Below are 15053 nucleotides of genomic sequence, written 5' to 3'. Positions count from 1 at the left end.
CACTTCCGGTCAGCTCCTTCATCATTTTCTTGGCTTTATTGGCTCTTTTGCCTTGTAATTTTTTATAAATTGTATATAGAGTGTTATGGATTTTCACAAAAACATTTTAACAGTTACTAACCCCTTTATTCGTACGTGTAAAATCCCCGCCCTGTTTTTCGTCCGAGCCAACCAGCTTTCACATATTTGCGCAAAAGCGGACACGGGCGATATTTGTCATCACCAAGCCCATCATGAAGTACTTCCATAATGTATAAGCACGTATCTAAGCCGATAAAGTCCGCTAAGGTGAGCGGTCCCATCGGATGATTCATTCCAAGTTTCATCACTTCGTCAATCGCTTCTTTCGTCGCGACACCTTCGTATAAACAATAAATCGCTTCGTTAATCATCGGCATTAATACACGATTGGAAACAAACCCCGGGAAGTCGTTCACTTCAACCGGTACTTTTCCTAACGTTTTTGTCATTTGTTCGATCGCTTCATACACTTCATCAGCTGTTGCGAGACCGCGAATAATTTCAACGAGCTTCATAATCGGTACCGGATTCATAAAATGCATGCCAATCACTTTTTCTGGTCGTTTCGTTGCTGCGGCAATTTCTGTAATCGGTAGTGAAGACGTATTTGTTGCTAAAATGGCATGCGGAGGGGTGATTTCGTCTAGCTGTGAAAACAACGTTGTTTTCACATCCATATTTTCAACAACTGCTTCGATAACGACATCGACATCGCTTCCATCTCGCAAAGTTGTCGATGTACGAATGCGGCTCATCGCTTCATCGCGCTGTTGTTCGCTTAATGTTCCTTTTTCAACAAATTTATTGATGCTTTTTGCGATATTGTTCAGCCCCCATTGCACTCGCTCTTCATTGACGTCGTTTAAAATGACGTCATATCCCGCTGTGGCGCATACTTGAGCAATCCCTGATCCCATTTGACCAGCACCAACAACCATTACTTTTTTCATCGTCCCATCCCCCATTAATGAACTTCAATCATAATTGCATCGCCTTGACCGCCACCGCTGCAAATCGCTGCAATGCCAAGACCACCGCCACGGCGTTTTAATTCGTGAATGAGCGTAATAACAATGCGCGCCCCGCTTGCCCCGATTGGATGTCCAAGCGCAATAGCGCCGCCGTTCACGTTTACTTTTTCTTCTGGCAAGTCGGCAATTTTCATGCTTGCTAAAGCGACAGCCGCAAACGCTTCGTTAATTTCAAATAAATCAATGTCGTTTACTGTTTTTCCTGTTTTGCGCAACAATTCATTAATGACGATGCCTGGCGTTTTTGGGAAATCTTTTGCCTCGACCGCAATGGCCGTATGAGCAACAATCGTCGCAAGCGGAGTAAGTCCTTCTTTTTGCGCGCGCTCTTCGCTCATTAATACGAGCGCGCAAGCTCCGTCATTTACGCCCGGCGCATTTCCTGCAGTAATGGTGCCCGTTGGGTCAAAAACTGGCGCAAGCTTCGCCAATTTTTCAAGCGATGTATCTTTTCGTGGCGATTCATCAATCGCTACCGTGATCGGCTCTCCTTTTCGTTGCAAGATAGTAACAGGAACGATTTCTTCGGCAAACTTGCCGCTTTCTATCGCTGCAATAGCTAACTGATGACTTCGATACGCCCAGCGATCTTGCTCCTCGCGCGTAATGCCTAACTCTTTCGCCGTTTCGCTTCCGTAAATGCCCATATGCACGCCTGTGAAGCTGCATGTCAATCCGTCATATACCATTAAATCTTTCACCGTCGAATCGCCCATGCGCAGCCCCCAACGTGCTTTCGGTAATATATACGGTGCATTGCTCATCGATTCCATTCCACCTGCAACGATCACATCCACATCCCCAGCACGAATCATTTGATCACCGAGCGTGACGCTGCGCATCCCTGAGGCGCATACTTTATTAATCGTTTCTGTTTTCGTCTCCCACGGAATTCCCGCTTCTCTTGCCGCTTGCCGCGACGGCAGTTGCCCTTGTCCACCTTGCAATACCGTACCAAAAACGACTTCATCGACATCTTCTACACGAACGTTTGCACGCACGAGCGCCTCTTTGATCGCCATGCCTCCAAGCTGTGCGGCGCTCAATGCACTTAAACTTCCTCCGAATTTCCCAAATGGCGTACGTACCCCACTAACAATGACCGTTTTCCCCATGTTTTTCCTCCTCCCCTTCATAAGAAAGCCCTTCCAAAAATATTGAGCGAACGCTCGTTCAATTATGGACGGGCAAAGAAGGCGCACGAAACCGTACACCTTCCTGTTGCTTTCATTATACTGAAAATATCTTAAAAATAAAACTATTTATTTTTTTTAGAATTTTTAATGATCAGGTCCAAATACAGCTTTTTCTAACAGCTCTGCAACATCATACGTGCCGACTTTTTCTTCTACTTCTTTTGCTTTCGTTCCATCCGATAACATCGTTAAACAGTACGGACAGCCAGAGCTGATGACTGTCGGATTCACTTCTAGCGCCTGTTCTGTGCGCGCCACGTTAATGCGCGTACCCGTCGTTTCTTCCATCCACATTAATCCGCCACCAGCACCGCAACACATGCCTGTCTCACGATGGCGCGCCATCTCAACGAGCTTCACGCCTGGAATCGCCTTCAAAATTTGACGTGGTGCATCGTATACGTCGTTATATCTACCTAAATAACATGAATCGTGGAATGTAACGACTTCGTTTACTTCATATTTCGGAACGAGGCGACCTTCTTCCACAAGTTTTGCTAGTAATTCTGTATGGTGATATACTTCTGCTTCAAATCCGAAATCTGGATATTCATTTTTAAATGTGTTATACGCATGTGGATCGATCGTCACAATTTTTTTCACACCTGCTTTTTCGAATTCAGCAATATTTGCTGTTGCTAATTCTTGGAATAAAAATTCATTTCCTAAACGGCGTGGCGTATCACCAGAGTTTTTCTCTTTGTTGCCTAAAATCGCAAACTTCACACCTGCCTCATTTAATAGGCGCGCAAAAGCTAACGCAATTTTTTGGCTTCGATTATCAAACGACCCCATCGAGCCAACCCATAATAAATATTCGAATTCTTCGCCTGCTTTTTGCATTTCTTTCACTGTCGGAATGCGTACATCTTCACGCAACTCGCGCCAGTTTTCTTTTTCTTTTCGGTTCAGCCCCCACGGATTGCCTTGACGTTCGATATTTGTCATCGCGCGCTGTGCATCTGGGTTCAACTTTCCTTCTGTTAATACGAGGTAACGACGCAAATCAATAATTTTGTCGACGTGTTCATTCATGACTGGGCATTGGTCTTCACAGTTGCGGCATGTCGTACATGCCCAAATTTCTTCTTCTGTAATAACATCGCCAATTAAGTTGGGCATTTCGATTGTCGCCGCTTGCTCTTGCATTCCTTGCGCCATGAAAGCAAGTTGATTTCCTTTTGTATTCGCAAACGCAAACGTTGGCACCCAAGGGGCTTTCGATGTAATGGCTGCGCCTTTTTCTGTTAGATGGTCACGCAATTTTAAAATGAGATCCATCGGTGATAACATTTTTCCTGTTCCTGTTGCCGGACACATGTTTGTACAACGCCCGCACTCGACACAGGCATATAAATCGATCAGTTGCGTTTGCTTAAAGTCTTCAATTTTCCCAACGCCAAATGATTCTTGTGTTTCATCTTCAAAGTTGATTTTCTCAAGCTTCGGTCTCGTTAATCGGCTGAAAAAGACGTTCACTGGTCCAGCGATTAAATGCGCATGTTTCGATTGAGGAACATACACTAAAAACGTTAATAAAATCAACAAGTGCACCCACCAAGCGACAAAAAACAATATAGCAGCTCCTGTTTCTCCTACCCAACTAAACGCAAGTGCAATCGCAGAAGCGACAGGTTCGCTCCATGACGTTCCTTCGTTATGCCAAATGCGCCCCATGCCGTTTCCAAACAGTACAGAAAGCATAAGCCCACCGATAAAAATAAGAACAAGTCCCGCTTTGAAATCACGTTTTAAGCGGACAAGCTTTTCAATGTAACGACGATAAAACGCCCATAACACCGCCACTAAAATAAGCAATGTGACAATTTCTTGGAAAAACGTAAACGTTGGATAAAGTGGTCCGAGCGGCAAGTGCGCTCCCGGTACAAGTCCCTTAATGATAAAGTCAATCGCTCCGAACTGAACGAGAATAAAACCGTAAAAAAACATGACATGAATGATACCGCTTTTTTTATCTTTTAACAGCTTTTTTTGCCCAAAAACGTTCACCCATATGTTTTGTAAACGCTCTTTTACTTTTCCATCAAACTCAACTTTTTTCCCTAGTTTAATATACGCAATGCGCGTTTTAACGAGATAGACGAATAAATGAACGGCGTACGCTGTCACAAGCAAAAAAGCAATCCAGTTCAACCAAAGCACAATACTCTTCCCCCTTTGTTGTAAAAATAAAATAAATTTTCTGAACAAACTTACTTTCATTATATAATGAATGAGCATTCAGTCAATATTTTTTCTTATTTTTTATTTTCTTTTTGGGGAAACTACAACAACGAAAGGAGTGAGGGCATGCGCTGGCTCGTAATTGTCATCATTTTATTGTTTCTTCTTTTTCTTGACTACAATTGGGGCAACAAAGTTTCAAAAGCTGCGGCACGGAAAAAAATCGGCGTCGAGCGACAAAGCGATATGACGCTATTTACGACGGGGGAAACGCTGTTCGATGATTACTTTGCAGAGTTAGAGCAAGCGAAACATCATATTCACATTTTATTTTATATCGTACGTAATGATGAAATCGGGCAGCGGTTTTTTTCTTTACTTGAACAAAAAGTAAACGAAGGGGTAGAAGTGCGCCTGCTCGTCGATTGGGTTGGCAGCTTCGGGTTACCGACTTCCCTCCGACAAAAAAGTGGGCAATTTGCTTTTGCGAACCGTCCGATGTTGCCGTTTTTTTTCTACAAATTGAACGAGCGCAATCATCGCAAAATTACGGTCATTGATGGAAAAATCGGCTACTTAGGTGGATTTAATGTCGGAAAAGAATATATCGGTCAAGATCCGAAGTTTGGTCATTGGCGCGACTATCATTTAAAAATCACAGGTGAAGGTGTTCATGATTTACAACAACAATTTCAAGAAGATTGGACGAGGGCAACGGGGCAATCGTTTGGAGACAATGAGCGATATTTTCCGCCTCTTCAAAAAGGGAAGATGAAACATCGCTTTATTCCAACAGACGGAAAATATTTAGAAGAAGAGTTTATTCATCTCATCAAACAAGCAAAACAGGAAATCATCATCGGGACACCATATTTTATTCCGAGTAAAAAAATTATGCATTCCCTTCTTGAAGCGATGACACGAGGCGTTCAACTAACGATTATTGTGCCGATGCAAGCGGATCATCCGTTTGTTAAAGAAGCCGCATATCCGTATTTTCGTCAACTTTTGCGCACAGGGGCGCGTATTTATCAGTTTTATAACGGATTTTACCATACAAAAGTGATCGTCATTGATGATCATTTATGTGATATTGGCACAGCAAATTTTGATCGTCGCAGTTTGTTTATTAACTACGAAATGAATTGTTATATATATGACAAATCGTTCATTCAACATGTGAAACAAACAATCGCCCGCGACATCGACACATCGATGTTGTTGACAGCGGAATATTTTCGTAAGCAATCTTGGTTTCATCGACTAAAAGAAGGAGTTGCGACATGGATGTCTCCGTTATTGTAATGAAAAAGGGTGCCCCGTCATTTGGGGACACCCTCTTTCGTATTACATTTTTTCAGGGGCATGTACACCAACAAGCGCTAAAGCATTTTTCAATGTAACTTGCACCGCTTTCATGAGCGCGAGGCGGGCACGGCTTTTTTCAACGTTCGCTGCATCAAGCACTTTTTCAGCATTGTAAAAACTATGAAGCGCCGATGCCAAATCGAAAATGTAGTTCGTCATCCGATGTGGTGAACGTTTTACGGCTGCCTCTGCCACAGCGGAAGGAAACTCCCCTAGCTTTTTCAATAAGTCAATTTCTTTTTCTGCCAATTCGTATGTGAAAGATAGTTCACCATTATAAGATAGCCCTTGTTCTTCGCCTTGACGAAGCATGCTGCATACGCGCGCATGGGCATATTGTGCATAATATACAGGGTTTTCGTTCGATTGCGACACCGCTAAGTCCATATCGAAATCTAAATGCGTATCCGATGAACGCATCGCAAAGAAATAGCGCGTGGCATCTAATCCGACTTCTTCCATTAAGTCGCGCAACGTAACAGCCTTTCCTGTTCGCTTACTCATGCGCACTTTTTCACCGTTTTGATATAAGCTGACAAGCTGAATAATTTCAACTTCTAATACGTCTGGATCATATCCAAGTGCAGCAATCGCTGCTTTCATGCGCGGAATGTAGCCGTGATGATCCGCGCCCCAAATGTTAATAATTTTTTCAAATCCGCGCTCAAGTTTATCTTGATGGTATGCAATGTCCGGCAATAAATACGTGTACGTTCCATCTTGCTTAATAAGCACGCGGTCTTTGTCGTCACCGAATGTCGTCGAGCGGAACCATGTCGCGCCGTCTTGTTCGTAAATATGTCCTTTTTCACGCAACGTTTCAAGCGCCTTCTCAATTTTCCCGTTATGGTAAAGCGATGTTTCGGAATACCAAACGTCGAATGTGACGCGGAAGTCCGCTAAATCTTTTTTAATTTTATCCATTTCAAACGCTAATCCATATTCACGGAACTGTTGAAGCCGTTCTTGTTCATCGAGCGCGACAAATTTGTCTCCGTGTTGTTCCGCTAACTTTTTCCCTAGTTCAATAATATCTTCACCGAAGTAGCCGTCTTCCGGCATATCTTTATCGATGCCAAGCGCTTGAAAATAACGCGCTTCGACCGACTTGGCTAAATTGGCAATTTGATTGCCAGCATCGTTAATGTAATATTCACGCGTCACGTCAAAGCCTGCTTTTTTCAAAATGTTGCATAACGAATCGCCAACAGCTGCCCCACGCGCATGACCTAAATGTAAACTACCTGTCGGGTTTGCTGAAACAAACTCGACTTGCACTTTTTGACCTTGACCGACATTTGTTTCACCGTATGCGTCCCCTGCTTGTAAAATCGCAGGAACGAGCTCTGTTAAATAACGATTGTCCATGTAAAAATTAATAAATCCTGGTCCAGCAATATCTACTTTTTTAACGAATACCGCTTCACCGTTAAAATGACGAACGATGTCTTCCGCAATCATACGTGGCGCCTTTTTCGCAACGCGCGCTAATTGCATCGCGACATTTGTTGAATAGTCGCCGTGCGCTTTATCTTTCGGCGTCTCTAAAATGACATTTGGAACGTCCGCTTCTGTCGCGACCCCTGAACGAATGACCGCTTCTTTTATTTCTTCTTTTAACTTTTGTTTCATTTGTTCAACAATATTCATCTCTTTGCCTCCTTAAACGAAATCGTCACCGCATGACGACCAACATGTTTCCCTGATAAGTGAAGTATGTAAGAAAAAAACAACTGCCCTTTTTTCGTTTTCTCGTTATACTGATACAATACTTGTTCTGTTTTTGTTTTTATTTCCCAGCGCGCCATCGGACTTTCGTACGTGCCGATCGTTTCCGATTGTTTGCGAAACGTATGGCGCATCGAAATGGCTCCAGAGCGAAGCACGACAACTTCATCATTGGCGATTTTTACGACGTTTTTAATCGTTTCTCCTCCATGCGTCTCTTCAAACGTCACATACGTCGCATCTCCTTTTAAGTAGTATAAACCATTTGCCTCGATGACAACAATTTCTTTTCGCACGCCGTCGCGAATTTCTGTCACTTGCTTTAGTTGTATCGGTATTCCGTTCACCTTCCCCACATCCTCGCTGTTGTTGTGACTGTAGATAAGTATAGAAAAAGAGGGGAATACATGCAATAGCTCGCTACCGAACACAAGAAAATAACAATTGTCCATGTTTGATAAAAAATATATACGATGTTAAAAATATGGTTTACATAAAATTTAAAATGATAAATTGTGGAATATACGGATATACATGTATAGAAAAAAATTTTATAATGAAGATGAAAATTAAAGAAATTTTAGGAGGTCGAATGATGAAAACAAGAATTTTTACAATATCTATGATGTTAGTCATATCGATTGTGACGCTAACTCCTATAATTGTATCGGCAATATCCTCTTCTTATTCTTATAGTGCTGTTTATATAGTTGATGGAAAAGCTAACGGAATATATCACACTTTAAACAAAGGAACAGCTACAATAGATGGTCACGCTTTTTACAATGGTAGCAAAGAAAACTGGGCTGATGGCATCACCCCGCCAGGAGAAACAGTAACTTATTGTCTTTACAGAGAAAAAACAGGGTTTGATACTAGCTACGGGTGTGTGAATCATTATGTATCAAAAAACAATGATAAAAGTAATGTGGCAAAAATAAAAGAATCTTTTCCATCAAAATTAGATTCTGATTCTTCGAGATACTATTTAGTTATAGTAAAAAGCAATAATGGATGGAAAATAGTCGGTAGCGGCAAATTATCTACACCATAGAAACCCTTTAAACTTTTTATTAAAACCATTTCTTCTAAGGTGGTATTTTATGAGAATATATTTCCAAGGATCGCTTTTTGTTATTTTTTTTGCTATAGGTGTTGTATTTATATGGATAAAATTCAGAAAAGAACATATACGATTCTTTTTTTTATCGTCTTTCTTTCTTTATGTATGTTTATTAATTAAATATACACAATTCCCTATCACCTTGTTTTTAGGTGATTCCTTTGAGCAAAACATAGATGAAATAATAAATGTCGTACCTTTTATTAACCTAGATCGCTCACCTATCAATTATATTCTGAATATTTTTATGACCGTTCCTTTTGGGTTCATATTTCCTTTTATAAAAAAAGTAAATTCCAAAGAAAAGATCCTTTGGAGTATCCTTGTTCCTATTGTCATTGAAGGGTTACAGTTACTTCAATTTATTCTAACATCATATTCCGAACGAATTGTAGATATTAATGACATTTTAATGAATACATTCGGTATTTGGATCGGTTACTATTTATATCGTATACTTGTTTTGCTTGTAGAAAATTACTCTAGGATTAATAAAGACATAAAAAGAAGTTCACTCGTCAACTTTATTATTCATCATAATGAGCGATAAACAAAACTACCTAAAAGTAAAAAAGTATTGCCCTTGTTTCCCATAATGAATATGTTACAACTAAAAGAGGGGACAGAACACATGACACTGATGGGGCCTGGAGCTAGACAGTAATCCTCCTAATCGTAAAATTTTATACTTTCTCTACCTATTGAAAAATCCCTGTCGCGCAGACAGGGATTTTCGTCTTTATTTGACCCAACCGAGAAGCATTTCGCGTACAAGCTTGCTTGCTGTGTTGGCTGTTTGTTCAGAATGGTCATACACAGGTGCAACTTCAACTAAATCTGCTCCAACAACGCGCACATTTGAACGAGCGATGGCGTGAATGGCAGCCAATAGTTCTTTCGACGTAATGCCACCTGCATCGACGGTTCCTGTTCCTGGCGCATGCGCTGGATCTAATACGTCAATGTCGATTGTGACATATACCGGACGGCCTGCAAGCGTCGGGAGCACTTCTTTTAACGGCTCAAGCACGTCAAATTTCGCCATATACATGCCGTTTTCTTTTGCCCACTCAAATTCTTCTTTCATTCCAGAACGAATGCCGAAAGAATATACATTTTTCGGTCCAATAAGCTCCGCAATTTTACGGATTGGCGTAGAGTGCGATAACGGCTCGCCTTCGTAATGCTCGCGTAAATCCGCATGAGCATCTATATGAATAATCGCTAAGTCTGGATATTTTTTATACGCGGCTTTCATGACCGGCCAAGATACTAGATGTTCGCCACCAAGACCGAGCGGAAATTTTCCTGCTTCCAATATGCGATCGACAAACTGTTCAATCATGTCTAAACTGCGCTGAGCGTTACCAAACGGTAAAGGAATATCACCTGCATCAAAATATTTCACTTCATCAAGCTCGCGGTCTAAATATGGGCTATATTCTTCAAGCCCAATCGACACTTCGCGAATGCGCGCTGGACCGAAGCGAGAGCCCGGACGGTAGCTCACCGTCCAGTCCATTGGCATTCCGTAAATGACCGCTTGGCTTTCTTCAAAATTTGGATGGCTTTTAATAAATACGTTGCCAGAATACGCTTCATCAAATCGCATTGTTTTCTCTCCTTACTTTACTAAGTCTTCAACAAATTTCGGCAATACGAAGCATGCTTTATGAAGCTGTTTTGTATAGTATTTCGTATCAATATCGTGGAAGCGCTCTTCACTCACTTCAAGCGGATCATATTTTTTCGAACCGAGTGTAAACGTCCACATGCCGCTCGGATATGTTGGAATGTTTGCGATATATAAACGTGTAATTGGGAAAATTTCACGCACATCGCGTTGAACAGTACGAATTAAATCCGCTTTAAACCACGGATTGTCTGTTTGTGCGACAAAAATGCCGTCGTCTTTTAGCGCTTTCGCAATGCCTGCATAAAACCCTTTTGTAAATAAATTAACCGCTGGACCAACAGGCTCTGTTGAGTCAACCATAATGACATCATATTCGTTTTCGCTTTGCGCAATGTGCATAAAGCCGTCGTCTACTTTTACTTCAACGCGTGGGTCGTCCAATTGACCCGCAATTTCCGGTAAATATTTTTTTGAATACTCAATCACTTTTCCGTCAATTTCAACGAGCGTCGCTTTTTTCACGCTCGGATGTTTTAACACTTCGCGAATGACGCCACCGTCTCCACCGCCAACAACAAGAACGTTTTCTGGATTCGGATGCGTAAATAGCGGAACGTGCGCAACCATTTCATGATAGACGAACTCATCTTTTTGCGTTGTCATGACCATTCCGTCTAAAATAAGCATGTTCCCAAACTCTTCTGTTTCGACCATATCGAGCTTTTGGAATTCCGTTTGCTCTGTATGTAAAGTGCGTTTAATTCGTGCTGTAATCCCAAAGTTGTCCGTCTGTTTTTCGGTAAACCAAAGTTCCATATTGAACACCCTTTCGTTAATAATGCACCGCTTATCATGCCCAAAAAATAAAATGCTAAACATGAAAAAGTATAGAGCAATCTAGCAAAATTTCAAGTAAAAATTGCTAGAAAACGTTTAAAAAAATAAAAATGTTTTTATACTAATTTTAAACGTAAAAAATGAGGTGATGGCTATGGAGATGGTCGCCATCGAACGATGGAAACGAACGTTTAAATATATGCGATTATTTCTTTTATTTGCTTTTGTTGGTAGCGTATTATGCACGCTCACGATCGCAGGGCTTATTATATTTGCGAAGTGGCAAGGCCCTCCTCCGTTAGCCGTTCCGCAATCAACGATTTTTTATGCAGAAGACGGAACAAAAATTGGCGAAAATCATTACGGTGGGAAAAGATATTGGATTAAACTATCCGACATGTCCGAACATGCCATTCATGCAACGATTGCAGTAGAAGATCGAAAATTTTTTGACCATTACGGTTTCGATTTGAAACGAATTGCTGGGGCGATCATCGCAGATATTAAAGCAATGGCGAAAGTGCAAGGGGCAAGCACAATTACGCAACAATATGCACGCAATTTATTTTTAAGCTATGAGAAAACATGGTGGCGCAAAATACAAGAAGCGTTATATACGATTCGATTGGAAGCAAACTATGACAAAGAAGACATTTTAGAAGGGTATTTAAACACGATCTATTACGGACATGGCGTATACGGAATTGAGGCAGCTGCCAACTTTTATTTTGGGAAGTCCGCCCGTGAATTGACGGTGGCGGAAGCGGCGATGCTTGCCGGCATTCCGAAAGGACCGAGCTACTATTCTCCGCTTGTCGATATGGAGCGCGCAAAAAAGCGCCAACGCATCGTTTTGCAAGCGATGGTTGAGACGAATGTTTTGTCAAAAGAAGAAGCAAAACAAGCTGCGAACGAGCCGCTTCATTTCTCAAACGGCGAGCAAATGAAAACAAAAACGATTGCCCCATATTTCCAAGACGCCGTTAAACATATGTTAAAAACGGTGCTTGGGCTCGATGAAGAAACGATTGAAATGGGCGGATTGCGCGTATACACAACGCTCGATGTCAACATGCAGACAATCGCAGAGGAAAAAATAAAAGAAACGATTCATTCGCAATCAAACATTCAAGTAGCCCTTGTGGCGATGGAGCCAAAAACAGGAGAAGTTAAAGCGCTTGTCGGGGGGCGCGACTATGAAAAAAGCCCATTCAATCGCGCGACACAAGCGGAACGTCAACCCGGCTCAACGTTTAAGCCGTTTTTATATTATGTCGCCCTCCAACACGGATTTACACCATCGACGCAATTACGTAGTGAACCGACGACATTTACACTTCAAGATGGCTCGACATATACGCCGCGCAACTTTAACAACTACTACGCGAACGATACGATTACGCTTGCCCAAGCCATTGCCCTTTCAGATAACGTATACGCCGTAAAAACGCATTTGTTGCTCGGACAAGAAAAGCTTGTGGGTATTGCAAAACAACTCGGCATGACAAGCAAACTAAAGCAAGTGCCGTCGCTTGCCCTCGGCACATCGCCCGTTAAAGTTATTGATATGGCACGCGCCTACAGCATCATCGCCAACGGTGGAAAAAAAGTCGAGCCTGTATTTATTAAAAAAGTGACAAATTACGAAGGAAAAGTGCTATATGAACAACGGTCAAGCGATGAACAAATACTAGACCCAGCACTTGCTTTTGTGACGACGCACTTAATGACGGGCATGTTTGACCCAACGTTAAACGACTATGCTTCTGTGACAGGGCAATCGATCATTCCGCGCATGACTCGACCGTATGCTGGAAAATCAGGAACGACAAAAACAGATAGCTGGATGATTGGCTTTACGCCGCAGCTCGTCACAGCCGTCTGGACGGGATATGACCGCGATGAAATGATTGATCGCACAGATGAAAAACAATACGCGAAGCATATTTGGGTCAATTTTATGGAAGATAGTTTACGCGCAAGAAAGGTCGCGACATTCGAACCGCCAGAAGGAGTGATTGGCGTATATGTCGATCCTCATAGTGGCAAGCTGGCTACAACGGCTTGTCCGACAAAACGGTTAACTTACTATGTCGTCGGCACCGAACCGACCGACTACTGCAAAGACCACCCAGCTGAAAAGAAAAAGAAGAAAAAACAAAAAGAAAAAGATTCGTGGTTTAAACGGCTGTTCGATTGGTTTTAAACATAAACGCCCAAGCTCATATGCTTGGGCGTTTATGTGTCCTAGTTTTATCATGTGTTACATTTGTACCTTTAGTTTACTCCTTTTCCCACTCAACGACAAGTATAGACCTGTTTTCGTTCACAAAACCGTCACATTTTATCCATGATTTTGAAGTTGTCGTTTTAACTCCTCGCCCGAACGGTCCCACATGTCGCGGTTATGCTGCTGTAAAAATGAAGCTAATACTTCTTTTGACCGCTCATCCATATGGTCAACAATAATATGGCGCTTTAATGATTTGTCCATGCGGTTGACGTGCTCAGGAAGCGATTTATACCCGCGGCGCGCTTCGCGGTCAACCGTCATTTCGCACGCTGTCACCCCCGCATAATACGCCCCTTCTTCCGCCTGATCGACCGTCACCCATACGAGCCAATACGGCTTTCCGTTTGGTACTTCCTCGCGGTTTGGCGTAAATTTAATTCCTTTTTCAACAGAGCTGCGCGCATGCATCGCTCCCATATCAATAAACGCTTCACCTGCTTCAACGTCAATAATAACTGGAGAGACGTTTGATAAACTGAGCACCCCTGTTCCGAACGTTCCGTGCACTTTCGGCTCTTTCTTAATAATGTTAAACATCGGCTTTTTTTTCTCTTCCACGATCGTTCATCCTTTCTTTACAAAATAATTGTTGAAAATATACTTTGTAGCCATTGAGCAACCGCTGGAATAGCGACTTGGAAAATCGGTTGAATCGTATATCGATCTAACGGTGTAAAAATAAGAATTAAAAAAATAAGCGCCCCGTAATTTTCAAATTGCGTCATTTTTGCGCGCACATGCATCGGCGCCAAGTCTTCGACGATACGATATCCATCAAGCGGTGGAAACGGCAATAAGTTAAAAATGAACAATAAAATATTCAGTCCGATATAAATTTCAAAAAACTGATACAATCCATCACGAAACCATATCGGAATAAAATCAAATACACCGATGCGAATCATCGCATACCATAAAGCGAAACCGATAGCCGCAAGCAACAAATTGCTGAGCGGGCCGGCGACAGAAACGAGAACGCCCGCAAGACGCGGGTGACGAAAATAACCGCGATTCACGGGTACCGGACGCGCCCAACCAAATCCGGCAATGAAAATAAGCAACGTCCCTAATATGTCTAAATGAGCGAGCGGCGATAATGTTAGCCTGCCTTGTTGTTTCGCCGTCGGGTCACCAAATTTATACGCTACGTATGCATGCGCAAACTCATGGACAGAAAACGCAATCGCAAGCGCCAACACGACATACGGTATTTCTCGAATTGGATATGCTAAAAATTGGTCCACGTTCCTTCTCCTTTTCAAACTTTTTTCATTTTCTGATTATTATACACGAAAAACGGGTGGAAGCACTACTGACAACGGTCGATGCGTGATATAATAACAGTTGTCGAATAAAGGAGAAAGGGGCGATCGCGATGCCATATGTAACAGTAAAAATGCTTGAAGGTCGCACAGAAGAACAAAAACGGGCGCTCGTGGAAAAAGTAACAGAAGCTGTTGCGGAAACAACAGGTGCACCAAAAGAAAAAATCGTCGTTTTTATTGAAGAAATGTCTAAAAATCATTACGCCATTGGCGGAAAGCGATTAAGCGACGAAAGCTGACAGGGGACTGTCAGCTTTCAAAGTGTTGAAAAAGTAGGACGTCAAGAAAAAGTTCACTTTCCTCGTGAACTT

14 protein-coding genes are annotated in these 15053 nt (G+C 42.2%); 5 read left to right on the top strand and 9 right to left on the bottom strand.

Features of this window, described 5'->3' with window-relative positions:
* Window positions 1–125 precede the first annotated feature (125 nt).
* From ACYQY7_RS12265 to ACYQY7_RS12255, 3 genes are all read right to left on the bottom strand, one after another.
* Complete coding sequence (locus ACYQY7_RS12265; protein ID WP_461202438.1) at window positions 126–971, bottom strand: 3-hydroxybutyryl-CoA dehydrogenase; 846 nt, start codon at window positions 969–971, stop codon at window positions 126–128.
* A 14-nt stretch (window positions 972–985) separates the two neighbouring features.
* Complete coding sequence (locus ACYQY7_RS12260) at window positions 986–2167, bottom strand: acetyl-CoA C-acetyltransferase (protein ID WP_461202436.1); 1182 nt, start codon at window positions 2165–2167, stop codon at window positions 986–988.
* Window positions 2168–2332: 165 nt separating this feature from the next.
* Complete coding sequence (locus ACYQY7_RS12255; RefSeq protein WP_461202434.1) at window positions 2333–4471, bottom strand: (Fe-S)-binding protein; 2139 nt, start codon at window positions 4469–4471, stop codon at window positions 2333–2335.
* 87 nt (window positions 4472–4558) lie between these two features.
* Here ACYQY7_RS12255 and cls point away from each other — a divergent pair, with 87 nt between their 5' ends.
* Window positions 4559–5737: a cardiolipin synthase gene (cls, locus tag ACYQY7_RS12250; protein WP_461202432.1), complete on the top strand. Its 1179-nt coding sequence runs from the start codon at window positions 4559–4561 to the stop codon at window positions 5735–5737.
* A gap of 42 nt (window positions 5738–5779) precedes the next feature.
* Here cls and argS read toward each other — a convergent pair whose 3' ends face one another.
* Complete coding sequence (gene argS, locus ACYQY7_RS12245) at window positions 5780–7450, bottom strand: arginine--tRNA ligase (RefSeq protein WP_461202430.1); 1671 nt, start codon at window positions 7448–7450, stop codon at window positions 5780–5782.
* Window positions 7447–7884 (bottom strand): YwiB family protein, encoded by a 438-nt coding sequence (locus tag ACYQY7_RS12240; protein WP_461202428.1) that lies wholly within the window; start codon window positions 7882–7884, stop codon window positions 7447–7449. Before ACYQY7_RS12240 ends, argS begins: the two co-directional genes overlap by 4 nt.
* Before the next feature lie 239 nt (window positions 7885–8123).
* Between ACYQY7_RS12240 and ACYQY7_RS12235 the strand changes: the two genes are divergently transcribed.
* Entirely contained in the window at window positions 8124–8582 is a 459-nt protein-coding gene (locus ACYQY7_RS12235) for a hypothetical protein (protein ID WP_461202426.1), read from the top strand.
* Window positions 8583–8631: 49 nt separating this feature from the next.
* The gene (locus tag ACYQY7_RS12230; RefSeq protein ID WP_461202424.1) at window positions 8632–9201 is read left to right on the top strand and encodes a VanZ family protein; all 570 of its coding nucleotides are present in this window, start codon (window positions 8632–8634) and stop codon (window positions 9199–9201) included.
* A gap of 189 nt (window positions 9202–9390) precedes the next feature.
* On the opposite strand, the gene speB is transcribed toward ACYQY7_RS12230, so the two are convergent.
* Both speB and speE read right to left on the bottom strand, forming a co-directional pair.
* Window positions 9391–10263, bottom strand: a complete 873-nt coding sequence (gene speB / locus ACYQY7_RS12225; protein ID WP_461202422.1) for an agmatinase — start codon at window positions 10261–10263, stop codon at window positions 9391–9393.
* A 12-nt stretch (window positions 10264–10275) separates the two neighbouring features.
* Window positions 10276–11103, bottom strand: a complete 828-nt coding sequence (gene speE, locus ACYQY7_RS12220; RefSeq protein ID WP_461202420.1) for a polyamine aminopropyltransferase — start codon at window positions 11101–11103, stop codon at window positions 10276–10278.
* 175 nt (window positions 11104–11278) lie between these two features.
* On the opposite strand from speE, the gene ACYQY7_RS12215 reads away from it, so the two are divergent.
* Complete coding sequence (locus tag ACYQY7_RS12215; protein ID WP_461202419.1) at window positions 11279–13330, top strand: transglycosylase domain-containing protein; 2052 nt, start codon at window positions 11279–11281, stop codon at window positions 13328–13330.
* A gap of 138 nt (window positions 13331–13468) precedes the next feature.
* On the opposite strand, the gene ACYQY7_RS12210 is transcribed toward ACYQY7_RS12215, so the two are convergent.
* Both ACYQY7_RS12210 and ACYQY7_RS12205 read right to left on the bottom strand, forming a co-directional pair.
* Entirely contained in the window at window positions 13469–13975 is a 507-nt protein-coding gene (locus tag ACYQY7_RS12210; RefSeq protein WP_461202417.1) for a YwhD family protein, read from the bottom strand.
* A gap of 17 nt (window positions 13976–13992) precedes the next feature.
* Window positions 13993–14661, bottom strand: coding sequence for a site-2 protease family protein (locus ACYQY7_RS12205; protein WP_461202415.1), 669 nt, complete (start codon window positions 14659–14661; stop codon window positions 13993–13995).
* 131 nt (window positions 14662–14792) lie between these two features.
* Between ACYQY7_RS12205 and ACYQY7_RS12200 the strand changes: the two genes are divergently transcribed.
* Window positions 14793–14981, top strand: coding sequence for a 2-hydroxymuconate tautomerase (locus ACYQY7_RS12200; RefSeq protein ID WP_003397075.1), 189 nt, complete (start codon window positions 14793–14795; stop codon window positions 14979–14981).
* The last annotated feature ends 72 nt before the right edge of the window (window positions 14982–15053 follow it).

The organism is Anoxybacillus sp. TBDG-1, from assembly GCF_054815885.1.
This window is presented reverse-complemented; position numbering and strand designations above follow the sequence as displayed.

What these genes read in the sequence shown, in the direction of transcription:
- ACYQY7_RS12265 (WP_461202438.1), bottom strand. Translation starts at nt 971, where the DNA reads ATGAAAAAAGTAATGGTTGTTGGTGCTGGTCAAATGGGATCAGGGATT.
- ACYQY7_RS12260 (WP_461202436.1), bottom strand. Translation starts at nt 2,167, where the DNA reads ATGGGGAAAACGGTCATTGTTAGTGGGGTACGTACGCCATTTGGGAAA.
- ACYQY7_RS12255 (WP_461202434.1), bottom strand. Translation starts at nt 4,471, where the DNA reads ATGAAAGTAAGTTTGTTCAGAAAATTTATTTTATTTTTACAACAAAGG.
- cls (WP_461202432.1), top strand. Translation starts at nt 4,559, where the DNA reads ATGCGCTGGCTCGTAATTGTCATCATTTTATTGTTTCTTCTTTTTCTT.
- argS (WP_461202430.1), bottom strand. Translation starts at nt 7,450, where the DNA reads ATGAATATTGTTGAACAAATGAAACAAAAGTTAAAAGAAGAAATAAAA.
- ACYQY7_RS12235 (WP_461202426.1), top strand. Translation starts at nt 8,124, where the DNA reads ATGAAAACAAGAATTTTTACAATATCTATGATGTTAGTCATATCGATT.
- ACYQY7_RS12230 (WP_461202424.1), top strand. Translation starts at nt 8,632, where the DNA reads ATGAGAATATATTTCCAAGGATCGCTTTTTGTTATTTTTTTTGCTATA.
- speB (WP_461202422.1), bottom strand. Translation starts at nt 10,263, where the DNA reads ATGCGATTTGATGAAGCGTATTCTGGCAACGTATTTATTAAAAGCCAT.
- speE (WP_461202420.1), bottom strand. Translation starts at nt 11,103, where the DNA reads ATGGAACTTTGGTTTACCGAAAAACAGACGGACAACTTTGGGATTACA.
- ACYQY7_RS12215 (WP_461202419.1), top strand. Translation starts at nt 11,279, where the DNA reads ATGGAGATGGTCGCCATCGAACGATGGAAACGAACGTTTAAATATATG.
- ACYQY7_RS12200 (WP_003397075.1), top strand. Translation starts at nt 14,793, where the DNA reads ATGCCATATGTAACAGTAAAAATGCTTGAAGGTCGCACAGAAGAACAA.